Annotated in this window: 26 protein-coding genes and 1 riboswitch; of the genes, 10 read left to right on the forward strand and 16 right to left on the reverse strand. The window is 61.7% G+C overall.

The window, feature by feature from the left end; genetic code table 11:
- From PYR71_RS25615 to sugE, 4 genes are all read left to right on the forward strand, one after another.
- Positions 1–726, forward strand: a 726-nt coding sequence (locus tag PYR71_RS25615) for a zinc-binding dehydrogenase (RefSeq protein ID WP_275621383.1), incomplete at its 5' end; no start/stop codon positions are given.
- Complete coding sequence (locus PYR71_RS25620) at positions 726–1,199, forward strand: GNAT family N-acetyltransferase (RefSeq protein ID WP_183913657.1); 474 nt, start codon at positions 726–728, stop codon at positions 1,197–1,199. The genes PYR71_RS25615 and PYR71_RS25620, both read left to right, overlap by 1 nt.
- Before the next feature lie 10 nt (positions 1,200–1,209).
- Positions 1,210–1,677, forward strand: a complete 468-nt coding sequence (locus PYR71_RS25625; protein WP_183913655.1) for a YaiI/YqxD family protein — start codon at positions 1,210–1,212, stop codon at positions 1,675–1,677.
- Between the two features lie 165 nt (positions 1,678–1,842).
- The gene (sugE, locus tag PYR71_RS25630; protein WP_275621384.1) at positions 1,843–2,157 is read left to right on the forward strand and encodes a quaternary ammonium compound efflux SMR transporter SugE; all 315 of its coding nucleotides are present in this window, start codon (positions 1,843–1,845) and stop codon (positions 2,155–2,157) included.
- 48 nt (positions 2,158–2,205) lie between these two features.
- Here the strand turns inward: sugE and PYR71_RS25635 are convergent, their stop codons facing one another.
- From PYR71_RS25635 to crcB, 7 genes are all read right to left on the reverse strand, one after another.
- Entirely contained in the window at positions 2,206–2,598 is a 393-nt protein-coding gene (locus PYR71_RS25635; RefSeq protein WP_275621385.1) for a DoxX family protein, read from the reverse strand.
- Between the two features lie 118 nt (positions 2,599–2,716).
- Positions 2,717–4,249, reverse strand: a complete 1,533-nt coding sequence (locus PYR71_RS25640; RefSeq protein ID WP_275621386.1) for an acyl-CoA carboxylase subunit beta — start codon at positions 4,247–4,249, stop codon at positions 2,717–2,719.
- Positions 4,250–4,275: 26 nt separating this feature from the next.
- Entirely contained in the window at positions 4,276–4,734 is a 459-nt protein-coding gene (locus PYR71_RS25645) for a calponin homology domain-containing protein (RefSeq protein WP_183913647.1), read from the reverse strand.
- 75 nt (positions 4,735–4,809) lie between these two features.
- Positions 4,810–5,586 carry an ATP12 family chaperone protein gene (locus PYR71_RS25650; protein WP_275621387.1) on the reverse strand — a complete coding sequence of 259 codons (777 nt, stop codon included), beginning with the start codon at positions 5,584–5,586 and terminating at the stop codon, positions 4,810–4,812.
- A 9-nt stretch (positions 5,587–5,595) separates the two neighbouring features.
- Entirely contained in the window at positions 5,596–6,249 is a 654-nt protein-coding gene (locus PYR71_RS25655; protein WP_275621388.1) for an HAD-IA family hydrolase, read from the reverse strand.
- Complete coding sequence (locus tag PYR71_RS25660; protein WP_275621389.1) at positions 6,246–7,238, reverse strand: RluA family pseudouridine synthase; 993 nt, start codon at positions 7,236–7,238, stop codon at positions 6,246–6,248. The genes PYR71_RS25655 and PYR71_RS25660 overlap by 4 nt, the downstream gene beginning before the upstream one ends.
- A gap of 94 nt (positions 7,239–7,332) precedes the next feature.
- Positions 7,333–7,710 (reverse strand): fluoride efflux transporter CrcB, encoded by a 378-nt coding sequence (gene crcB / locus PYR71_RS25665; protein WP_064822084.1) that lies wholly within the window; start codon positions 7,708–7,710, stop codon positions 7,333–7,335.
- 120 nt (positions 7,711–7,830) lie between these two features.
- Here crcB and PYR71_RS25670 point away from each other — a divergent pair, with 120 nt between their 5' ends.
- Positions 7,831–8,097 carry a hypothetical protein gene (locus PYR71_RS25670; RefSeq protein ID WP_183913639.1) on the forward strand — a complete coding sequence of 89 codons (267 nt, stop codon included), beginning with the start codon at positions 7,831–7,833 and terminating at the stop codon, positions 8,095–8,097.
- A gap of 76 nt (positions 8,098–8,173) precedes the next feature.
- Here the strand turns inward: PYR71_RS25670 and PYR71_RS25675 are convergent, their stop codons facing one another.
- Both PYR71_RS25675 and PYR71_RS25680 read right to left on the reverse strand, forming a co-directional pair.
- Entirely contained in the window at positions 8,174–9,172 is a 999-nt protein-coding gene (locus PYR71_RS25675) for a DUF1775 domain-containing protein (protein WP_275621390.1), read from the reverse strand.
- A 73-nt stretch (positions 9,173–9,245) separates the two neighbouring features.
- Positions 9,246–9,626 carry a hypothetical protein gene (locus PYR71_RS25680; RefSeq protein ID WP_275621391.1) on the reverse strand — a complete coding sequence of 127 codons (381 nt, stop codon included), beginning with the start codon at positions 9,624–9,626 and terminating at the stop codon, positions 9,246–9,248.
- A gap of 159 nt (positions 9,627–9,785) precedes the next feature.
- A riboswitch (glycine riboswitch) is annotated at positions 9,786–9,878 on the forward strand.
- 156 nt (positions 9,879–10,034) lie between these two features.
- Here PYR71_RS25680 and gcvT point away from each other — a divergent pair.
- The 5 genes from gcvT to PYR71_RS25705 all read left to right on the forward strand — a co-directional run bounded on the left by gcvT (position 10,035) and on the right by PYR71_RS25705 (position 16,111).
- Positions 10,035–11,171 (forward strand): glycine cleavage system aminomethyltransferase GcvT, encoded by a 1,137-nt coding sequence (gene gcvT / locus PYR71_RS25685; protein WP_275621392.1) that lies wholly within the window; start codon positions 10,035–10,037, stop codon positions 11,169–11,171.
- A gap of 23 nt (positions 11,172–11,194) precedes the next feature.
- A complete protein-coding gene (gene gcvH / locus PYR71_RS25690) occupies positions 11,195–11,557 on the forward strand; it encodes a glycine cleavage system protein GcvH (protein WP_183913630.1) in 363 nt (120 codons plus the stop codon).
- Complete coding sequence (gene gcvP, locus PYR71_RS25695) at positions 11,557–14,421, forward strand: aminomethyl-transferring glycine dehydrogenase (protein WP_275621393.1); 2,865 nt, start codon at positions 11,557–11,559, stop codon at positions 14,419–14,421. The genes gcvH and gcvP overlap by 1 nt, the downstream gene beginning before the upstream one ends.
- 207 nt (positions 14,422–14,628) lie before the next feature.
- Complete coding sequence (locus PYR71_RS25700) at positions 14,629–15,669, forward strand: GH25 family lysozyme (RefSeq protein ID WP_275621394.1); 1,041 nt, start codon at positions 14,629–14,631, stop codon at positions 15,667–15,669.
- A gap of 136 nt (positions 15,670–15,805) precedes the next feature.
- Positions 15,806–16,111, forward strand: coding sequence for a flagellar basal body rod C-terminal domain-containing protein (locus tag PYR71_RS25705; RefSeq protein WP_275621395.1), 306 nt, complete (start codon positions 15,806–15,808; stop codon positions 16,109–16,111).
- Positions 16,112–16,886: 775 nt separating this feature from the next.
- Here PYR71_RS25705 and sufA read toward each other — a convergent pair.
- The 7 genes from sufA to sufB all read right to left on the reverse strand — a co-directional run bounded on the left by sufA (position 16,887) and on the right by sufB (position 22,942).
- Complete coding sequence (sufA, locus tag PYR71_RS25715; RefSeq protein ID WP_004675584.1) at positions 16,887–17,279, reverse strand: Fe-S cluster assembly scaffold SufA; 393 nt, start codon at positions 17,277–17,279, stop codon at positions 16,887–16,889.
- 96 nt (positions 17,280–17,375) lie between these two features.
- Positions 17,376–17,756 carry an SUF system Fe-S cluster assembly protein gene (locus PYR71_RS25720; RefSeq protein WP_275621396.1) on the reverse strand — a complete coding sequence of 127 codons (381 nt, stop codon included), beginning with the start codon at positions 17,754–17,756 and terminating at the stop codon, positions 17,376–17,378.
- A gap of 12 nt (positions 17,757–17,768) precedes the next feature.
- Positions 17,769–19,010 (reverse strand): cysteine desulfurase, encoded by a 1,242-nt coding sequence (locus PYR71_RS25725; RefSeq protein ID WP_275621397.1) that lies wholly within the window; start codon positions 19,008–19,010, stop codon positions 17,769–17,771.
- Between the two features lie 12 nt (positions 19,011–19,022).
- A complete protein-coding gene (gene sufD, locus PYR71_RS25730; RefSeq protein ID WP_275621398.1) occupies positions 19,023–20,297 on the reverse strand; it encodes a Fe-S cluster assembly protein SufD in 1,275 nt (424 codons plus the stop codon).
- A gap of 24 nt (positions 20,298–20,321) precedes the next feature.
- The gene (gene sufC, locus PYR71_RS25735) at positions 20,322–21,077 is read right to left on the reverse strand and encodes a Fe-S cluster assembly ATPase SufC (RefSeq protein WP_183913618.1); all 756 of its coding nucleotides are present in this window, start codon (positions 21,075–21,077) and stop codon (positions 20,322–20,324) included.
- Positions 21,078–21,201: 124 nt separating this feature from the next.
- The gene (locus PYR71_RS25740; RefSeq protein WP_275621399.1) at positions 21,202–21,471 is read right to left on the reverse strand and encodes a hypothetical protein; all 270 of its coding nucleotides are present in this window, start codon (positions 21,469–21,471) and stop codon (positions 21,202–21,204) included.
- A gap of 1 nt (position 21,472) precedes the next feature.
- On the reverse strand, positions 21,473–22,942 hold the full coding sequence (gene sufB, locus PYR71_RS25745) for a Fe-S cluster assembly protein SufB (protein WP_064685460.1): 1,470 nt from the start codon (positions 22,940–22,942) through the stop codon (positions 21,473–21,475).
- Positions 22,943–23,046 lie beyond the last annotated feature (104 nt).

Raw genomic sequence — 23,046 nt, forward strand, 5'->3', positions numbered from 1 at the left:
TATATGGGCTGCTCGACCTTCGCCAATTACACCGTGCTGCCGGAGATCGCCCTTGCCAAGGTCAATCCCGACGCCCCGTTCGACAAGATCTGCTACATCGGCTGCGGGGTGACGACCGGCATCGGCGCGGTGATCAACACCGCCAAGGTCGAGATCGGATCGACGGCGATCGTCTTCGGTCTCGGCGGCATCGGCCTCAACGTGCTGCAGGGCTTGCGGCTTGCCGGCGCCGACATGATCATCGGCGTCGATATCAACCCCGACCGCAAGGCCTGGGGCGAAAAATTCGGCATGACGCATTTCGTCAATCCGAAGGAGGTCGGCGACGACATCGTGCCCTATCTCGTCAACATGACCAAGCGGGGTGGCGACCTGATCGGCGGCGCCGACTATACCTTCGACTGCACCGGCAACACCAAGGTGATGCGCCAGGCGCTTGAAGCTTCGCATCGCGGCTGGGGCAAATCGATCATCATCGGCGTGGCCGGCGCCGGCCAGGAGATCTCCACCCGACCGTTCCAGCTGGTGACCGGCCGCAACTGGATGGGCACCGCCTTCGGCGGCGCACGCGGCCGCACCGACGTGCCGAAGATCGTCGACTGGTACATGCAGGGCAAGATCCAGATCGATCCGATGATCACCCACACCATGCCGCTCGAAGACATCAACAACGGCTTCGAGATGATGCACAAGGGTGAAAGCATCCGCGGCGTGGTCGTGTACTGATGGCGGCAGCCAACTACCGGGTCGATGTCAAGCATTTCGATGAGCTCCCCGCGCGGGAGCTCTACGACCTCCTTCGAATGCGCGTCGATGTCTTCGTCGTCGAGCAGAACTGTCCCTATCCGGAACTCGACGGCAAGGACATCGATGCCCTGCATCTGCGGCTGCTGGAGGGCGGTGACCTCCTGGCGGCGGCGCGGATCCTGAAACCGCATGAGCCGCAGGACCCGTCAAAGATCGGTCGCGTCGTTGTCTCGCCTGCCCACCGCGGCAAACGGCTGGGCGATGCATTGATGCGCGAAGCGATCACCGCCTGTGAGCGGCTTTATCCGGCAAATCGGATCGCCTTGTCGGCGCAGGCCCATCTGCGCCGCTTCTACGAATCCTTCGGCTTTGTCGGGACGTCGCAGGAATATCTGGAAGACGGCATTCCCCATATCGATATGATCAGACAACCGGCCATTCAGCCGCCATGAGGACACCGCCATGATCTATGTCGACGCCGATGCCTGTCCGGTGAAACCCGAGGTCCTGAAGGTTGCCGAACGCCACGGCCTCGAAGTCACCTTCGTCGCCAATTCGGGCCTGCGCCCGTCCCGCGATCCGATGGTCCACAACGTTATCGTTTCCAACGCTTTCGATGCCGCCGACAACTGGATCGCCGAGCGCGCCGGCGCGGGCGACGTCGTCGTTACTGCCGACGTGCCGCTGGCCGTGCGATGCGTCGCGACCGGCGCTTTCGTCAGCGGTCCGACCGGACGTGTCTTCGACGAGACCAACATCGGCATGGCGAGCGCCATGCGCGATCTCGGTGCGCATTTGCGCGAAACCGGCGAAAGCAAGGGCTACAACGCCGCGTTCAGCCCGAAGGACCGCTCACGTTTTCTCGAAACCTTCGATCGCCTCTGCCGCCGCGCCAAGAGCCTTTCCGGCGAGGCCGACGGCGGGCCATGACCTCTTTCGGGAGCCGGCAAGAAACGGGTGGCATGGCAGCCATGTCGATTCCTACCTTGAAGACAGCCGTTCCCTCACTGATATAGGCACTATCGCAGACGACTGCGGCGTCCTGAGGATGCAACCGTCGCGGGGACGGCCTCGCTCTTGAACAAGGAGAGGCGTATGGCCTGGTTTCTGCTTTTTCTCGCTGGTCTGTTCGAATGTGGCTGGGCGATCGGCCTTAAATACACCGATGGTTTCACGAGGCCGTTGCCAAAAGCGCTAACCATGTTTTCAATGGTGGTGAGCGTCGTGCTGCTCGGCCTGGCGGTGAAGTACCTGCCGATCGGCACCGCCTATGCGGTCTGGACTGGCATCGGCACGGTCGGCACCGTCCTCCTCGGCATTTGGCTGCTCGGTGATGAGGCAAGTGTTTCCCGTCTTGCCTGCATCGCGCTGATCGTCGCCGGCATCGCCGGCCTCAAGCTCACCGCCTGATTCCGAAATGCTGCGGGGCGCCGAAACGCCCCGCAATCGATGTCTATTTCAAGCCATCTTCCGGTTATCGACGGCAAGAGCGCCGGGACCGGATAAGAATATGTAAAGGAAGACGAAGCAGAACAGGATTGCAGCGTCGCCCTGGTTGACGGCCGGGAAAAAGCTGTTCGGGGCATGCGCCATGAAATAGGCGACCGCCATTTCGCCCGCCAGCAGGAAGGCCACAGGCCGCGTCAGCAGGCCGACGAGAATGAGTATGCCGCCGACCAGTTCCAGCAGGGCCGCAAACAACATCAGCGGCGGTAGCGAACCTGACATTTGTGACGCCGGAAAGCCGAAAAGCTTCATCGTTCCGTGTTCGATGAACAGCAGCGCGGTGATGATTCTGAGAGCGGCCAGCCCATAGGGGCGATAGGCGGAAAGACGCTCGAAACTTGACATTAAACCTCTCCATCAAAGAAAATGCAGCCGAGCGTTAGCCCGTCCCCGGCCGCGATTGAACACACGGATCGCTGACGGCTGTTCACTTTTTCGACAGCGGGCTATACGCGGCCAAATGTCAGAGCGGGATGTTGTCGTGTTTCTTCCAGGGATTGGCGAGATCCTTGTTGCGCAACATCTTCAGGCCCCGCGCCAGCCGCCTCCGGGTCGAATGCGGCATGATCACCTCGTCAACATAACCGCGCTCGGCGGCGACGAAGGGGGACAGGAACCGGTCCTCGTACATTTTCGTATGGGCGGCGATCTTTTCCGGATCGGCGATATCCTTGCGGAAGATGATCTCGACCGCACCCTTGGCGCCCATCACGGCGATCTGCGCCGTCGGCCAGGCATAGTTCAAGTCGCCACGCAAATGCTTCGACGCCATCACATCATAGGCGCCGCCGAAAGCCTTGCGGGTGATGACGGTGAGCTTCGGCACCGTCGCCTCGGCATAGGCGAAGAGCAGCTTGGCGCCATGCTTGATGAGCCCGCCATATTCCTGTGCGGTGCCAGGCAGGAAGCCCGGCACGTCGACGAAAGTGATGATCGGAATGTTGAAGCAGTCGCAGAAGCGCACGAAGCGCGCCGCCTTGCGCGAGGCGTCGCTATCGAGCACGCCGGCCAGCACCATCGGCTGGTTGGCGACAAAACCGACCGTGGACCCTTCGACGCGGCCGAAGCCGCAGACGATGTTTTTGGCGAAGCTCGCCTGGATCTCGAAGAAATCCCCCTCGTCCGCCACCTTCCGGATCAGTTCCTTGATGTCATAGGGCTTGTTGGCGCTCGCCGGCACCAGCGTGTCGAGTGAGGCGTCGGTCTCCGTCACCGACTGGTAACATTCGATCTCGGGCACCGGCGACGTGTTGGAAAGCGGCAGGAAATCGATCAGCCGGCGCACCTGCAACAGCGTATCGACATCATTCTCATAGGCGCCGTCGGCAATCGACGAGCGCACCGTATGCACCACGGCGCCGCCGAGTTCTTCTGCCGTCACCGTCTCGTTGGTGACGGTCTTCACCACGTCTGGACCGGTCACGAACATGTAGGAGGTGTCGCGCACCATGAAGATGAAATCGGTCATCGCAGGCGAATAGACGTCACCACCGGCGCAGGGGCCCATGATCACGGAAATCTGCGGAATGACGCCCGAGGCAAGCACATTGCGCTGAAAGACTTCGGCATAACCGCCAAGCGCGGCGACCCCTTCCTGAATGCGGGCGCCGCCGGCATCATAGATGCCGATGATCGGCGCGCGGTTCTTCAGCGCCATGTCCTGCACCTTCATGATCTTCTCGGCATGCGCTTCGGAAAGCGAGCCGCCGAAGACGGTGAAGTCCTTGGCGAAGACGAAGACCGTGCGGCCATTGACCGTGCCCCAGCCGGTGACGACGCCGTCGCCGGCGATACGGCTCTTGTCTATGCCGAAATCGGTCGAGCGATGTTCGACGAACATGTCGAACTCCTCGAAGGAGCCTTCGTCGAGAAAGAGGTCAATGCGCTCGCGCGCTGTCAGCTTGCCGCGCTTATGCTGAGCCTCGATACGCGCCTTGCCGCCGCCAAGGCGGGCGATGCCGCGGCGGCGTTCCAGTTCTTCGAGAATTTCCTTCATGCAATCTCCCCTTGCCGCGGCTTGCGCTAGCGGCTACGTCCGCTGAGCGAGAAAACCGAGCGTATCCTGGCCGCTACATCCTCGGCGATGATTTCGTCGGCAAGCTTGGGATCGGCGGCCATGCTGGTCACGTCGAAGGCGCTGACGGCGATCACCGACCCATCCTCGACCGAAGCCGCGTCGACGCTGATCTTGGCGACGTTGCGGTCCTTCTGGAAGCCGAGGCCTTTCTGGATGGATATCACCCGGATCGTCAGCACAACTCGCGGTAGCGCGGTATCACGCACTGTGGCATTGATCGCGGCATTGACGCGGTCGTTGATGCCGGAGAGCAGTTCGGCCGGCATGTTCGGTCCGGAGAGAACGACTGCGCTGCGCACATCGTAGAGCGGCGCCGCAGGCTTCGGACCCAAAAGGCTGGCGCAGTCCGTGAGCGCGATACAGACGAGTACGGCCCGGCAAAAACACGACCTCAGCCAATTCATGACAAAATCCCGCACCCACCCCGTTGGAGTCGCAGTTTCGTCATAATGCCTGGGAAGGCAATATGTTTCAGGAGCTTAGGGCGAAAAAACATCCGCCGCCGCCTTGAACTCGACAAAGCGCTTCGCGCGGCGCTCCTCGGCTTCCTCGTCGCGCCCCCAATGCTCGATCGTCCAGTCCTCGTCGAGATGGGCAAGCGACCACACCTCTTCCACCGTCACCCGGCGCTCGGCAAAGGCGAGTGCCAGGATCGCCGAACCGGTCAGCGTCGTGATGGTGTGGAGAGCGGCGAGCGCCATAGGGCTCTGATGCCGCGCCAGCGTGACGGCGAAGGCTGCGGTCGCCTCGCGGGGCTGCTCGTGGTGCATCACCCCCTCGATGAGGATGAAGCGTGCGCCGAGATCATTGGCCGCCCAGTCGATGACCGGATCCCAGCGCTCCCTCTGGCGCTCGACCAACAGTTCGGGTCCGTCGGCGCGGTAGCAGAGGAGGTCGCTCGAGGAAAAGCGCAGGATGTCTTCGAAGATCGCCTGCGCATTGTTGGCTACGCCGTCGAGCGCGGTGTTGACGAGCCGCGTCACCGGCATCGTCACGGGATCGATCTCCTGGCCTTGGGCCTGCCATTCGGCGGCGACAAGCTGCGCGAGCGCCTCGGTCGGCACGGCGAGAACCTGCCGCGCCGGCGTGCGGACCATCTTGCCGTCGAGCGTGATCGCAAACCCGCCCTCGTGCTCTGCAACAGCGACCTCGGCATAGAAGCGCTTCGGCAGCGGTTTCTTCATCTGAATCTGCGCCCGGCGGATGGGATCCGGATGGCTCAGGCCTTCGGAAAGATCGTTCAGCAGATCGCGCATGGGCTCACCTCAGGAAAAATGGCGCAATATCTCGTTCGGATGATAGGCAATCGCATCGGCGCCGTTGGCGATCAGTTCATCCACGCTGGCATAGCCCCAGGCTACGCCGATCGCCTTAGCGCCGGCAGCCTTTGCCATTTGCATATCGTAAACCGCGTCCCCAATGACAATGGCGTCGCGCGCATTCATGCCGGTTTCGTCACAGCATTCCGTCACCATGGCCGGATGCGGCTTGGACGGGCAATCGTCAGCGGTGCGGGCAACGACAAAATGCTGGTCGAAGCCGTGGGTCTCCATCACGAGGTTGAGCCCACGCCGGGATTTGCCGGTCACCGCTCCGATCAGCAGGTCCTCGCGGCCGCTGATCGCGTCGATCATCTCGCGAATGCCGGGAAACAGCGGCTCTCTGAAGTCGAGATCCTGGCGCACGACGGTAAACAGCGATTTATAATGCGCCGTCATCTCGATGTCCTGCTGCTCGACATGGGGCCTGCCCTGCATGCGGGCGATCGCGATATCGAGCGACAGGCCGACAATGGCCTTAGTATCCTCAAATCGCGGCTCCAGCTTGCCGAACTTTTCGAAGGTGCGGCGCATGGTTTCGTGGATCAGGCCGGCGCTGTCGACCAGCGTGCCATCGCAATCGAAGAGCGCGAGTTTCATTCGCTGTCCCTTTCGGCGCCGGCAAGGTCGAGACCGAGAAGGTTCCAGGTCTGCACCATATGCGACGGCAGCGGCGCGCTGACGCGCAGACGGCCGCCGGATGGGTGCGGGATGTCGATGTGACGCGCGTGCAGATGCAGCTTCTTCTGGATGCCGCCCGGAAAATCCCAATTCGGATCGTCGTCGAAATATTTCGGATCGCCGATAATCGGATGGCCGATATGCAGGGCATGGACGCGCAACTGATGGGTACGGCCGGTATATGGTTCCATCTCCAGCCATGCGAGGTTCTGTGCCGCCGTCTCGACGACGCGGTAGAAGGAAATCGCATGATCGGCGCCGTCCTCGCCGTGTTTGGCGATGCGCATGCGGTCGCCATCGGCCGTCGCTTCCTTGACGAGCCAGGTCGAGATCTTGTCCTCGTGCTTGCGCGGCACGCCCTTGACCAGCGCCCAATAGGTTTTCTTCGTGTCGCGCTCGCGGAAGGCGGCGGTCAGCTTCTGTGCGGCGCCGCGGGTGCGAGCGATGACGAGAACGCCCGAGGTGTCGCGGTCGAGGCGGTGAACGAGCCGCGGCTTTTCGCCCTTCGGGCTGGTCCAGGCCTCGAGCATCTGGTCGATATGCCGGGCCACGCCGGAGCCGCCCTGCACCGCAATGCCGGGCGGCTTGTTGAGCACGATCACCTTTTCGTCCTCATGCAGCACCATGCGCGACAGCAGCTCGAAATCTGACGAATGCTTGAGATCCTTGCCGGCGATCGGTCCCGATTTCAGCTTCGCATCGACATCGAGCGGCGGCACGCGCACCGTCTGGCCGGGCTGCACACGCGCATCCGATTTGACGCGGCCGCCGTCGACGCGCACCTGGCCGGAGCGCAGCAGCTTCTGTAGCGGACCGAAGCCGAGCCCGGGAAAATGCACCTTGAACCAACGATCAAGCCGCATGCCGGCTTCGTCGGGTTCAACCTTGATATGTTCTATGCCAGCCATAGTCGATCTTTCGGAAATTGCCGCACGGGCCGAGCCGGCGTTCTTGCCGCAGCCTTTAGAGCATTTTCACACAAAACGGAAACCGGAATCGAAATCAGGCCAAAGCGCGCATGACGGCGAGCCCTGATATGACCGCCGCCATCGAAAGCCCAACACTTGCAGCGATGTAGATCCCGCCGGCGACGGCCTCACCGCGCTCGAACAAGGAGATCGCATCCAGCGAGAAGGCCGAGAAGGTGGTGAAGCCGCCGAGAAAGCCGGTGATGAGCAAAAGGCGCAACTCCATCGAGGCGTTGAACTTGCGCGCGATCAGCTCGGCGAAGACGCCGATGACGAAGCAGCCGACCACATTGACGGCGAGCGTGCCCCAGGGAAAGGCCGGCCCCATGAGTCTCAGCGCCCATTGGCCGACGTAATATCTGAGAACGGAACCGATCGCGCCGCCGAGGGCGACAAGGAAAGCCTGAATCATAAGCCGGATTTACCGCAATTCGGGATCAACTCCAATCGATTCGCACGAAATGCTGCCAGTCGGTAAAATGCCAATGATTTTCTTAGGATAGCGCCAAGATCATGCCGATACCGTGACGGCATGACGCAGCTCCTGTCCATATCGGCCAATACCGCCGCCGTTGCCTTCGAATCACTGAGGATCCCGCAGCGTGTGGCGACGAGCACGGCGGCGCGTGATGCAAAGCGCATTGCCGACCGGCAATTGAAGGCCGAAAACCCGGACCAAGCCGAAGAGCCTTCCAGCATCATTCAATCGACGGAAGTGGCGCTCGACCTGATGACCAAAGGCAACCGCCAGCCCCAGACCGGACTCAGGCAGGCGCTGCAATCCTACGAAGACGTCTGAGGCAGCCGCTTTCCGAACGAAGCCACGCCTGGGTTAAGAGCCCGCAGCCAAGGCCGCGGGCTCTTCGAGTGCGCTGTCACTTGCCCTGGGCTGACACCACCTGCAGCACAAGGTCGACCTTGCCGGCCTTCTCGAAGGTCAACGTCACGGGCACGGTATCGCCCTGCTTGAACGGCGTTTTCACCTTCTGGAACATCAGATGCAGCTTGCCGGGCTCGAGCTTGACGGTTTCGCCCGCAGCGACGGCGATGCCATCCTTCAGCTGCCGCATCCTCATGACATTGTCCTTCGTTTCCATCGCATGGATCTGAACTTCACCTGATACCGGCGAGGTTACCGACAGCAGGCGATCGTCCGTCTGGCCGCTGTTCTTCACCGTGAAGAAGCCGCCACCGACCGGCTGGCCGGGCAGCATCGCCTTGGCAAAACCGCCTGAGATCTCGAGGTCGCCGGCCTTGACCGTCTCGCCGGCCGGCGCCGCAGCCGCCATGCCGCCCATGCCCGTCATATCCATGCCGGCCATGTCGTGGTCGTGACCATGGCTATCCCCCGCGACGACCTTCAGGAGCGGCGCCGGGCTTTTTATCCCATGCGGGTCGCTGCCGTCCTTCGCCACCTGATCCCAGGCGGCGACCGCGTCGCCGCACATCTGGATCACCGGGAAGGCGAGCGAGGTGCCGGCTTCAACTCCCGACACCTTCCCCTGGATGACAAAGGTGTCGTAGAAATCGTCGGAGAGATTGCCGTTCTTCCAGCGGATCTCGACCGCGCCCGACTTCACCTTGTCGCCGTGATTGTCATAGGTCTTCTGATAGTCGCCTTTGATCACTTCGAGTTCCCAGCCGGCCTTCGGCTGCGGCTTGGCGAAGACGAAGCCTTCCGGCAGCTTGACCCGCACTTCGGTGGTCGCCTTGCCGTCGCAGCCATGCGGCAGCTGCAGCGTGGCGAGAATGGTGCTTTCCTGGCTCGCCTCCTTGTCGAGGAAGCTCACATGCGCCTCGGCGCTGGCAAAGGCGGTTGCGGAAACAAGGGCGGCAAGCGGGAATGTCTTGGCAAAAGTCTTGATGGTCTTCATCGGATATCTCCTCGCCGGCCGAAAACTTCTGTTGGGCGGACCGGCATGCTTCATCATCGGGCGCAGGGGCAGCTCAGATGAGAACCGGAGGGGCGCGGGAATTCGGCCGGCTGACGGCGCTGGCGCCGGCAAAGGCGGCGGTCTCGATCGGGGAATTGATGAACGAGGCGAACTTGCGCTCGAGCCAGGAGCCCGCATCCGGCGTCGGCAGGATCACCGAAGCAGACAGCCGGCAGGCTTCGCAATTTCGCTGGAAGGCGACGGTCTTGCCGCCGGTGTCTCTCACGGTGACGCAGAGCGAGGCAAAGCTGCCGTCGGGCAGCACATAGGCGGCGGCGTCATAACCTTCGGAAGCGACAGCCTGCGGCGCTTGGTGGGCAAATCCGAGCAAAGCCAAGCTCAAGGCACAAAACATGCGCAGAAAGAGCGTCGCTTTCAGTCCGGTCCGCCGCATGAGATCCCCTTCAACAGCATGTCGCGATAGCCGGTTTCCCCTTGGATTGCAAAAGCAGATTTGCCGCAGTTTAGGGCCGGACCTGACTATCGCGACAAAAATTTGCTCGGCGACGACATTTGCCGCTTGCCAAGCGCCGCGCCCACCGGATAATTGCGGCCTACCCTGTTGGGAGAATCCGGTGCTTTCGCCACCGGTGCCGAAGGAGCAACCGCCCCGGAAACTCTCAGGCCAAAGGACCAGCAAGGGCAGACGGAACTCTGGAGAGAAGCGTTCTCGAAACGCTCGCCGAAGGGATAACAATCTCAGGCGTCAAGGACAGAGGGGGCTCTGGAGAGAAGTGCGCAGCCGCGCCTTCAGATTTGAGCCCGCGCCTTCGCAACAAGGCGCAAACCCCGGAGGCGTCGTTTGGACGATACTGCTGCCCTGAAGAAAACCCCGCTGCATGCCCTGCATCTTTCGCTCGGCGCCCGCATGGTGCCGTTCGCAGGCTACGCCATGCCGGTGCAATATCCCGCGGGCGTGATGAAGGAACATCTTCATACCCGCACCGAGGCCGGCCTCTTCGACGTCTCCCACATGGGCCAAGTCATCGTGAAGGCCAAGTCGGGCAGCTATGAGGATGCGGCGCTGGCGCTCGAGAGCCTGGTGCCGGTCGATATCCTCGGGCTCTCGGAAGGCCGCCAGCGTTACGGCTTCTTCACCGACGACACCGGCGGCATTCTTGACGATCTGATGATCGCCCATCTCGACGACCACCTTTTCGTCGTCGTCAACGCCGCCTGCAAGGAGGCCGACCTCGCCCATCTGCAGGCCCATATCGGCGACCAGTGCGACATCACCCTCCTGAACCGCGCCTTGATCGCGCTGCAGGGGCCGCGCGCGGTCGAGGTTCTCGCCGAACTCTGGGCCGATGTCGCGGCGATGAAATTCATGGATGTTCGCCACTGCCGCCTGCATGACGTTTCCTGTCTGGTCTCGCGCTCCGGCTATAGCGGCGAGGACGGCTTCGAGATCTCCGTCCCGGTGGACAAGGCCGAGGATGTCACCATGCGGTTGCTCGAACATCCCGACGTCCAGGCGATCGGTCTCGGCGCCCGCGATTCGCTGCGCCTGGAAGCCGGCCTCTGCCTTTATGGCAACGATATCGACACGACCACCTCGCCCGTCGAGGCAGCGCTGGAATGGGCGATGCAGAAGGCGCGGCGCGCCGGCGGTGCACGCGCCGGCGGTTTTCCCGGCTCCGGCCGCATTCTCTCCGAACTCGCAAACGGCGCCGTCCGCCGCCGCGTCGGCCTGAAGCCGGAAGGCAAGGCGCCGGTGCGCGGCCATGCTAGGCTCTATGCCGATGCCGAGGGCCAGACCGAAATCGGCGAAGTCACCTCGGGCGGCTTCGGTCCCAGCGTCGATGGCCCCGTCGCCATGGGCTACCTGCCGGTCTCTCATGCTGCGGCCGGCACGCTCATCTACGCGGAAGTGCGGGGCAAGTATCTGCCCGTCACCGTCAGCGCCCTGCCCTTCATCACACCGACCTACAAACGATAAAGCTTTTCCAGAGAGGACGACCAATGCTGAAATTTACTGAAGAACACGAATGGCTGAAGATCGAAGGCGACGTCGCGACGGTCGGCATCACCAATTATGCTGTCGATCAGCTCGGCGACCTAGTTTTCGTCGAACTGCCGGAAGTCGGCGCGACCTTCTCGAAGAACGGCAATGCCGCGACCGTCGAATCGGTCAAGGCCGCTTCGGACGTCTATTGTCCGCTTGACGGTGAGATCACCGAGGTCAATCCGGCCATCGTTGCCGATCCGTCACTGGTCAATTCCGATCCTCAAGGCGCCGGCTGGTTCTTCAAGCTGAAGCTTGCCAATCCCGCGGAAGCCGATGGCCTGCTTGATGAGGTGGCCTATAAGGAGCTCACCGCGTAATGACGACGCCAACCGAATTCCAGTTCACCGATTATCAGCCCTACGATTTCGCCAATCGCCGCCATATCGGCCCCTCGCCGGCCGAGATGGCCGACATGCTGAAGGTGATCGGTTATAACAGCCTCGACGGGCTGATCGACGCGACGCTGCCGCCCGCCATCCGCCAGAAGGCGCCGCTCGTCTGGGGCGCGCCGATGACCGAGCGCGAGGCGCTCGACAAGCTGCGCGAGACCGCAAACAAGAACAAGGTGCTCGTTTCGCTGATCGGCCAGGGCTACTACGGCACGATCACGCCGCCGGTCATCCAGCGCAACATCCTGGAGAATCCCGCCTGGTACACGGCTTACACACCCTATCAGCCTGAGATAAGCCAGGGCCGTTTGGAAGCGCTCTTGAACTACCAGACGATGATCTCAGACCTGACCGGCCTCGACGTCGCCAACGCCTCGCTGCTCGACGAGGCGACCGCCGCTGCCGAAGGCATGGCAATGGCCGAGCGCGTCTCCAAGTCGAAGGCGAAGGCTTTCTTCGTCGATGCCGACTGCCATCCGCAGACTATCGCCCTGATCCGCACGCGCGCCGAACCGCTCGGCTGGAGCGTCATCGTCGGCAATCCCTTCACCGATCTCGATGCCGTCGATGTCTTCGGCGCGATCTTTCAGTATCCCGGCACGCACGGCCACGTCCATGATTTCACCGGCCTGATCGCACGCCTGCACCAGGCCGGCGCCATCGCCGTGGTCGCAGCCGACATCCTGGCGCTGACGCTGTTGAAATCACCGGGCGAGATGGGCGCCGACATCGCGGTCGGCTCCTCGCAGCGCTTCGGCGTTCCCGTCGGCTACGGCGGTCCGCATGCCGCCTATATGGCGGTCAAGGATGCCATCAAGCGCTCCATGCCCGGCCGCCTTGTCGGCGTTTCCGTCGATGCCCGCGGCAACCGCGCCTATCGCCTGTCGCTGCAGACCCGCGAACAGCATATCCGCCGTGAGAAGGCGACGTCGAACATCTGCACAGCCCAGGTGCTGCTTGCCGTCATGGCCTCGATGTATGCCGTCTTCCATGGCCCCAAGGGTATTAAGGCGATCGCCCAGCAGGTGCACCAGAAGGCCGTGCTGATGGCCAAGGGGCTGGAAAAGCTCGGCTACAAGGTCGAGCCGGAAAGTTTCTTCGACACGATCACCGTCGATGTCGGCCACATGCAGGGCCTCATCCTGCGCGCAGCCGTCGCCGAAGGCGTCAATCTGCGCAAGGTCGGTGAAACCCAGATCGGCATGAGCCTCGACGAGCGCACGCGCCCCGCCACCCTCGAAGCCGTCTGGCGCGCCTTCGGCGGCAATTTCACCATTGCCGATTTCGAGCCCTCCTACCGGCTGCCGAAGGGTCTGCTCAGGACCAGCGACTACCTCACCCATCCGATCTTCCACATGAACCGCGCCGAAAGCGAGATGACGCGTTACATCCGCCGGCTCTCCGACCGGGATCTGGCCCTCGACCGCTCGATGATCCCGCTCGGCTCCTGCACGATGAAGCTCAATGCGACCGCGGAAATGCTGCCGATCACCTGGCCGGAATTTTCCGACATCCATCCCTTCGTGCCGGCAGACCAGGCGCTCGGCTATCGCGAGATGCTCGACGACCTGACGGAAAAGCTCTGCGTCGTCACCGGCTACGATGCCTTCTCGATGCAGCCGAATTCCGGCGCTCAAGGCGAATATGCCGGCCTGCTGACCATCCGCAACTACCACATCGCCAATGGCGAGGCTCATCGCGACGTTTGCCTGATCCCGACCTCGGCGCACGGTACCAATCCGGCTTCGGCCCAGATGGTCGGCATGAAGGTGGTCGTCGTCAAGGTGCGCGAGAATGGCGACATCGACATGGAAGACTTCCGTGCGAAGGCAGAAGAGCATGCGGCAAATCTTTCCTGCTGCATGATCACCTACCCCTCGACGCACGGCGTGTTCGAGGAAACGGTCAAGGAGATCTGCGAACTGGTGCACAAACACGGCGGCCAGGTCTATCTCGACGGCGCCAACATGAACGCCATGGTCGGCCTGTCCCGCCCTGGTGACATCGGCTCCGACGTGTCCCACCTGAACCTGCACAAGACCTTCTGCATCCCGCATGGCGGCGGCGGCCCCGGCATGGGCCCGATCGGCGTCAAGGCGCATCTGGCGCCTCACCTGCCCGGCCATCCCGAGACCGACGGCCGTCCGGGCGCGGTTTCGGCCGCCGCCTTCGGCTCGGCCTCGATCCTGCCGATCTCCTGGAGCTATTGCCTGATGATGGGCGGCGAAGGCCTGACGCAGGCGACCAAGGTGGCAATCCTCAACGCCAACTACATCGCCGCCCGGCTGAAGGGCGCCTATGACGTGCTCTACAAGTCGAAGACCGGCCGTGTGGCGCATGAATGCATCATCGACACCCGGCCTCTGGTCGACAGCGCCGGCGTCACCGTCGACGACGTCGCCAAGCGGCTGATCGACTGCGGCTTCCATGCGCCGACCATGAGCTGGCCGGTGGCTGGCACGCTGATGATCGAGCCGACGGAAAGCGAGCCCAAGGCCGAGCTCGACCGTTTCTGCGAGGCGATGCTGGCGATCCGTGAGGAAGCCCGCGCCATCGAGGACGGCCGCATGGACAAGGTCAACAACCCGCTGAAGAACGCCCCGCACACGGTGGAAGACCTTGTCGGCGAATGGGATCGGCCTTACAGCCGGGAACAGGCCTGCTTCCCGCCCGGCGCCTTCCGCGTCGACAAATACTGGTCCCCGGTCAACCGCGTCGACAATGTCTACGGCGACCGCAACCTCATCTGCACCTGCCCGCCGGTGGAAAGCTACGCCGAGGCTGCGGAGTAACAGCAATTGTACAGGCCCTCCCGCGCTGTTCGGGAGGGCTAACACCTCGCCTTGCGCAGGTGGCAACCGGCGCAATGAACCCATGCACCTTTCGCGGCATTGGATTCAAATTTAACCTTTCTTAGCAAGTCTCTGTTAGCAATTCCAATGAGCGGTTTTCCTTGCCGGAAACGTCGCCGTCGATCTTGGTTTTGCGTGCAGGTTCATATGCGTTCATCGGCTGTATCAGCAATTCTCCTCGCCGCCGTGATCCTGTCGGGATGCTCCACAAGCTCTGGCGCCGAAGACGTGCTCACCCCTGTGCCGTCGAAAGAAACCACCAACGCCATCGCGAAGCCGACCGGTCCGATACCGGCCGCCACCGTTGGCGACGCCGCCCCGCAGGCAAGCCCGCGACAGGAAGCATTGAGCTGGACGGGACAGGTTCCGGAACCTCAGGCGTTGGTGCCGGCGGAGAGACCGGTCGGCATGCCGATGCCGACCGAAAGGCCGGTTGCAATGTTGATGCCTGCCAATCCGGGGATCGACCCGGATGTCAGCCCGAAACCACCGACACGCTCGCGAATCTATAGCCATCGATTCCGCGACGCCAAACCGATCAACTTCGGTTCGACTTCACCCCGAAAGCTTGCCGTGCATGGCGTCGACGTCTCGCGCTGGCAGGGCGAGATCGATTGGGACACGCTGCGGCAGCAGGGGGCGAACTTCGTCTACATCAAGGCGACCGACGGCGGCGATCACCTCGATCCGATGTTCCGGAAGAACTGGCGCCGGGCCAAGGAAGCCGGCTTGAAACACGGCGCTTACCACTTCTTTTACTGGTGCCGGACCGCAGGCGAACAGGCCGACTGGTTCATCCGCAACGTGCCGAGAGAAGCAAACGCGCTTCCGCCCGTGATCGACGTTGAATGGAACGGAGAATCGAGCTGCAAGAGGCGGATTTCCCCCGCCCGCGTCCGGGAAAAGATGCAGGTGTTCATGGACAAGCTGGAGCGTCATTACGGCCAGCGCCCGATCATCTACACGGCGCCGGATTTCTACCGCGATAATTTGAAGGGCCAGATGCTCGACTATCCCTTCTGGCTGCGCTCAGTGGCAGCCCACCCCTCCAAGGTCTATCCGGGCCGCAAGTGGGTCTTCTGGCAATATTCCGGCTCTGGCCTCTCCGACGGTGTCGACGGCAAGATCGATCTCAACGTCTTCAACGGCAGCGAAAGCGATTGGCACAATTGGGTGGCATCGCGATAGCGATGAGTTCTTGTGCCAATCCGGAACAACGGAACGGCAGACGTGCGTTCGATAGATCTTTGCTAACGCAACGCCTTCAGCATTCTCTAAGTCCTTGTCGGTAAAAGACGATTATCCAGTTCTGGGGAAACGGCTGATGAGCATATCGGGCATCACGAACATTGCTCTTTCGGGCATGCGGGCGCAGACGACGCGGATCGGCGCGATCGCCAACAATGTCGCCAACGGCAGCACATCAGATTACGCCAGGCTGAACACCAGCCTCACCACTGTCGCATCAGCCGGCGTCCAGGCGACAGTCAGCCCGACGGCGTCGGATGTGGACCCGGCCACCGAACTGACCGATCTCATCGAAGCCGAACAGGCCTATAAGGCGAACGCCGTGGTCTTCGAGACCGGCGCGGATATGTGGGAAATGCTGATGAGCATTAAGCGCGACTGAGTGGTTCTCGAAGTCGTCGCGCTGTTGTAATTCCACTTGGATCAGACCTATGTCGATCTGCCGACTGCCTCGGTCGTCGCGAAATCAGCCGCTCTGCTAGCAGAATTGCCCTGTAGGGGCTCATACATCATCTCAGGAAAGAATTCCGCTTGCGCCGTATTACCTTATCAATTCTTCTGGATTTTGCCCTGATAATCAATGCTGGCGCCAGCGACGACCTTTCCGGTGTTTGGCGTGACCTGTTCACACGCTGTCGAACTGCCGTGGAGACAGGCAAAGACTTTGATGCAACAGGATTACGCGACCTTGGGCGTGACGTCAGGACGGTGGCCCCGGTGACCGCTCCCGGGGTACCCTTTCCACTTCTGCCTGGGTACAAAATGGCTGAACAGCGCTGGGAGGTTCCCGGAGCTCGTTTCGTCGTCGTGGAAACCGAGTATCCACCCGATCATGGCAAATCGAGACGTTCGTGTAAACTCGAACTCGCTCAGGGAGCAAAGCCGATCTCGGCGGACGAGGAAAACCACTTGAGGACGGCATTTCTCGCGGAGCGAGATCAACTCCACGGCACTGGGGCTCCGAGCGCTGGAATCCGGACCCCATATTTTCCACTAACCTTGGTGTTCGGTTAGCCGAAAAAAATCCCTCAGGCTGCCGCGTCGTCTCTACTATGCAAATCGAGACGCGATCCCAATCGCTATCGTTTTTCGCGACAGGTACCGCTGAGCAAGACGCAGCGCTTAGCGGTAATTTCAGCCAGCCCATGCGAACGGCGTCAAGAATGCGCCGGCTCGCTTTGGCGCTGCGCGGCAAGGGCCGCGAGATCGGCGGGTTTCAGCTCGACTGATTCGCCGCAGCCGCAGGCCGATGTCTGGTTCGGGTTGGTGAAGGTGAAGCCGGAGCGCAGCGTCGTCTGCTCGAAGCCCATTTCGGTGCCGAGAAGATAGAGCACGGCCGATGGCTCGACCCAGACCCTCGCGCCATCGCGCTCGATCAGGTCGTCCTTGGCATTGGGCTCGGTCACCAGATCGATGGTATATTCCATCCCGGCGCAGCCGCCCTTCTTGATGCCGACGCGAACGCCTTTGGCTTCCGGGCCGGAATTTTCGACGATCGCCTTGACGCGGGCCGCGGCCCCTTCCGTCATGCTCATCACTGCAAAGCCCATCGGCTTCATCTCCTTCCGCAACCGGGGTCAAGATCCGGTGCTTCGTGATTCAAATGTAGTCGCCGCACGTAAACGGATCAATACCACGGTACGGTATCAGTACCAGCCAACTGCGACCTGCGCCTCTTCGGACATGCGATCCGGCGTCCACGGCGGATCGAAGGTCATTTCAACCTCGACACCCGACACGCCTTCAACGGCGCCCACGGCGTTTTCCACCCAGCCCGGCATTTCGCCGGCGACCGGGCAGCCGGGCGCGGTGAGCGTCATCATGATCTTCACCATCCTGTCGTCCTCGATGTCGATCTTGTAGATCAGACCGAGTTCGAAGATGTCGGCGGGAATTTCCGGGTCGTAGACCGTCTTCAGCGCGCCGATGACGTCGACGCTCAGTCTTGCCAACTCATCGGCCGGGATGCTGGAATGCACGATGCCTTCGCGCACATCGATCTTCTGTTCGCTTTCGTCCAGGCTCATCACGGACACTCCTCAAGCAAAGAACTTGCGCGCATATTCAAGCGCATCGGCCAGGGAATCGACCTCGGCGCGGGTATTGTACATGCCGAAGGATGCACGGCATGTAGCGGTGACGCCGAAGCGTTTCAAGAGCGGCATGGCGCAATGCGTGCCGGCGCGCACCGCAATGCCCTGCCGGTCGATCACCATCGACACGTCGTGGGCGTGGATGCCGGCAAGCTCGAAGGAAAAGATACTGCCCTTGTCGGGCGCCGTGCCGAACACGCGCAGCGAATTGACCGATTTCAGCCGCTCGACCGCGTAAGCGGCAAGATCGGCCTCATGGCGGGCGATCGCCTCGCGGCCGACCTTCTCCATATAGTCGAGCGCATAACCGAGCCCGATCGCCTGGACGATCGGCGGCGTGCCGGCTTCGAAGCGATGCGGCGGATCGTTGTAGGTGACCGCATCCTCGGCAACCTCGAAAATCATCTCGCCGCCGCCCTGGAAGGGGCGCATCTCGAAAAGCCGCTCCTTCTTGCCGTAGAGCACGCCGATACCCGACGGGCCGTAGAGCTTGTGGCCGGTCATGACGTACCAGTCGCAATCGATATCCTGCACGTCGACCGGGAGATGCACGGCGCCCTGGCTGCCGTCGATCAAGACCGGAATGCCGCGTTGATGCGCGATGCGGCAGACCTCTTTGACCGGAACGATCGTGCCGAGCGCATTCGACATATGGGTGATGGCGACGAGCTTGGTGCGTTCCGTCAGGCTCTTCTCGAAATCCTCGATATGAAAGGCGCCCTCGTCGTCCACCGGCACCCAGACCAGTTTGGCGCCCTGCCGCTCGCGAATGAAATGCCAGGGCACGATATTGGAGTGGTGCTCCATGATCGTCAGGACGATCTCGTCACCTTCGCCGAGCTTGGGCATGCCCCAGCCATAGGCGACGGTGTTGATCGCTTCGGTCGAATTCTTGGTGAATACTATATCGCTGACCGAAGGGGCGTTGAGGAAACGGCGGACCTTTTCGCGCGCCGCCTCATAGGCATCGGTCGCGGCATTTGAGAGATAATGCAGGCCGCGGTGCACATTGGCATATTCATGGGCGTAGGCATGCGAGATCGCGTCGATCACCGACTGCGGCTTCTGGGCCGAGGCGCCGTTGTCGAGATAGACCAGCGGCTTGCCGTGCACCTTCTCCGCCAGGATCGGAAAATCCCGGCGGATGGTTTCGACGTCGTATTGCGTGGCCGGCACGATCTTGTCCATGGCTATATCCGATCAGGCGTGCTTTTCGAGCCAGGCCGAAATCACGCCTTCCAGCGCCTCGACCAGGGCCTCGTCTTCCAGTTCCTCGACGATTTCGGCGACGAAGGCGTTGACGAGCATTGCCCGCGCCTTGTTCTCCGGAATGCCGCGCGCCATCATGTAATAGAGATGGTTGGCGTCGATATCGGTCACCGTCGCACCGTGGCCGCACTGGACGTCGTCGGCGAAGATCTCGAGCTCGGGCTTGACCGAGAACTCGGCATCGTCCGACATCAGAAGCGTGTTGCACGCCATTTTGGCGTCGGTCTTCTGCGCATCGGGCGCCACCCGGATCATGCCCTGGAAGACACCCTTGGCGCGGTCGAACACCACGTTGCGGATCACCTCGGTCGAGCCGGTATGCGGCACGTCGTGGCCGAGAACCATCGTCACGTCGGTATGGCTCTCGGCCCCGAGCAGGTTAATCCCGCGCAGCGTCAGATCGGCGCCCTCGCCGGTCACCTTGATGTGCAGTTCCTGGCGCACCAGCCTGCCGCCGGCATTGATGACGAACAGGCGAAGCTTGGCATCGGCGCCGAGATCGACGCGGATCTGGCCGAGATGCGTATCGTCAGCACCCTGCTGCTGCAGGATGATCCAGGTCAGTTCCGTGCCTTTGCCGACGGTGATGTCACTGACATGGGACACCAAGGCAGCATCGCCCGTCACCGCACGGTGACGCTCGATAACAGTTGCCTTGACGCCGGCACCGAAGGAAACGGGAAGGCGCGTATGCGTCTGCCCGCCAGCATGGATGAACTGAATCTCGAGCGGATTTTCAAGCTCGGTATCATCGGGCACGTCAACCACATAGCCGTCGCGCACGAAGCTGCCATTGATGCGGCCGACCGCATCGTCGCTGCCGAGCGCATCGAGCCCGCCTGCGGCCGAGCCGTCACGCAGACGTTCGCTATAGGCTGACACACCGAGGCCCTCTGCGACCGCCTTCTGATTGGCATGGCCCTGGATCACCGCCAGCACCCTGGAACCCGCGACGAGCGGCTCAAGCGGGTCGGAGCCGGCGTCGCCTGCCTGCGGCGGCAAGCCGCGCAGCAGGTTTTTGAAGTCGGTGTAATGCCAGGCTTCGATGCGGCGCGTCGGCAGGCCGGCCTTCTTCAAGTCATCGAGAAGCCGGTCGCGCAGCGCCGTCACCATGCCGTTGCCCGGCAACTCGCCGATCTGCTGGTTGAAGGCGTCGATCAGCGCCGTTTCGGCCGCGGTCAGGCGACTCGTCGTCTGCATGTTCATGGAGGTCGTCCTTTCCACCCGAACTCAGGCCGCCGCGCCGATGATATCGGCATAGCCGTTGGCTTCGAGCTCATGCGCCAGCGTCTTGTCGCCCGACTTGATCACCTGGCCCTTGTAGAGCACGTGAACCGTATCAGGCACGATATAGTCGAGCAGGCGCTGATAATGGGTGATGACGACGACAGCGCGATCGGGCGAACGCAGCGCATTGACGCCGTCGGCGACGATCTTCAGCGCGTCGATGTCGAGGCCGGAATCGGTTTCGTCGAGCACGCAGAGCTTCGGCTCCAGCAGCGCCATCTGCAGGATCTCGGCGCGCTTCTTCTCGCCGCCGGAGAAGCCGACGTTGAGCGGCCGCTTCAGCATCTCGGTGTTGATTTGCAGCTTGGCCGCGGCATCCTTGACGCGACGCATGAAATCCGGCGTCGTCAATTCGTCCTCGCCGCGCGCCTTGCGCTGCTCGTTCATCGCCACCTTGAGGAACTGCATGGTGGCGACACCGGGGATTTCGACCGGATACTGGAAGGCAAGGAAAATGCCCTTTGCGGCGCGCTCGGCAGGATCGAGTTCGAGGATGCTCTCGCCGTTGTAGAGAATCTCACCCTCGGTGACTTCATAGTCTTCGCGACCCGACAGCACATAAGAAAGCGTCGACTTGCCGGAGCCGTTCGGCCCCATGATGGCGGCCACTTCCCCGGCCTTCACCGTCAGGTTCAGACCACGGATGATCTCGGTGCCGTCTTCGGCGATGCGGGCATGAAGGTTTCTGATTTCAAGCATCTTTGTCTTTCCTGTTATCCGGCGGATTTCAAGGATCCGCCCAATTGACCGTTCGCACTGGTCTCGATCCGTCATCCTCGGGCTTGTCCCGAGAACTGCAACTCCTAAGGGCATGTATTCGGCGCTAACGCCAAAAACAGATGGCAGCAAAAACCACACCTGCTGCCTTGAAGACGAACCGAAGCCATTCGATGAATTCAGGGATTTGCAGAAATCTCCCGATAACTTCAATGAACTTTGCCGGTTTTTCCACTCGCTGCTGAAGAAACACGTATGGCGGCTCCGGCGGCGTTTCCGTCTCGTACCTTTGCTCGCGGGGGCGAATTTTCGCCAATATTTCCCCGCGCATATTTTCCAGACGTTCAAGAATGCGCTTCTTGTCCGTCTCGTCCATATCAGCCTACAGAGCCTTCAAGCGAAATGCTGATCAGCTTCTGCGCCTCGACGGCGAACTCCATCGGCAGCTCCTGCAGCACTTCCTTGACGAAGCCGTTGACGATCAGCGCGATCGCCGCCTCTGTAGGGATACCGCGCTGCAGGCAGTAGAACAGCTGGTCCTCGGAGATCTTCGAGGTCGTCGCTTCATGCTCGAACTGTGCCGTCGAATTCTTCGCCTCAATGTAGGGCACGGTATGGGCGCCGCACTTGTCGCCGATCAGCAGCGAATCGCACTGGGTGAAGTTGCGCGCATTCGACGCCTTGCGGTGGGCCGAGACCTGGCCGCGGTAGGTGTTGTTGGAAACGCCGGCGGCGATGCCCTTGGAGACGATGCGGCTCGACGTATTCTTGCCGAGATGGATCATCTTGGTGCCACTGTCGATCTGCTGATGACCGTTCGAGACGGCGATCGAGTAGAATTCGCCTCTGGAGTCGTCGCCGCGCAGGATGCACGACGGATATTTCCAGGTGATCGCCGAGCCGGTTTCAACCTGCGTCCAGGAGATTTTCGAGCGGTCGCCGCGGCAATCGCCGCGCTTGGTGACGAAATTGTAGATGCCGCCCTTGCCTTCCTTGTCGCCCGGATACCAGTTCTGGACTGTGGAATATTTAATCTCGGCATCGTCGAGAGCCACGAGCTCGACCACTGCGGCATGCAGCTGGTTTTCATCGCGCTGCGGCGCCGTGCAGCCTTCCAGATAGGAGACGTAGGCGCCCTCTTCCGCGATGATCAGCGTGCGCTCGAACTGGCCGGTGCCCTTCTCGTTGATGCGGAAATAGGTGGAAAGCTCCATTGGGCAGCGAACGCCTTTCGGCACGAAGACGAAGGAGCCGTCGGTAAACACAGCCGAATTCAGCGTCGCGTAATAATTGTCCGAGGTCGGAACGACCGAACCGAGATATTTCCGGACGAGATCGGGATGTTCGCGGATGGCTTCCGAGATCGACATGAAGATCACGCCGGCCTTCTTCAGCTCCGCCTTGAAGGTGGTGACGACCGAGACGCTGTCGAAGACCGCGTCGACAGCGATCTTCGGCTTCTCGACGCCGGCCAGGATCTCCTGCTCACGCAGCGGAATGCCGAGCTTCTCATAGACCTTCAACAGCTCCGGATCGACCTCGTCGAGCGACTTCGGACCCGGCGCGCTCTTCGGCGCGGCGTAGTAATGGATGTCGTTAAAATCGATCTTCGGATAATTGACGCGTGCCCAGGTCGGCTCTTCCAGCGTCAGCCAGCGCCGATAGGCCTCTAGACGCCATTCCAGCATCCATTCCGGCTCCTGCTTCTTGGCCGAAATGAAGCGGATGATATCCTCGGATAGGCCCTTCGGCGCCTTGTCCATTTCGATGACGGTCTCGAAACCGTATTTGTACTGGTCCACATCGATCAGGCGCACCTGGTCGATCGTTTCCTGCACGGCAGCCATTTCATTCTCCAATCTCGCCGGATCCAAGGTCCGGCAGCTTGTAGCATATGGGCAATCGTCTCGCCCTTCCTGTCGGGCAATCGCTTGCCCTGATGGTCGGGCAA

The organism is Rhizobium mulingense (assembly GCF_029194105.1).
Classification (GTDB): domain Bacteria; phylum Pseudomonadota; class Alphaproteobacteria; order Rhizobiales; family Rhizobiaceae; genus Rhizobium; species Rhizobium mulingense.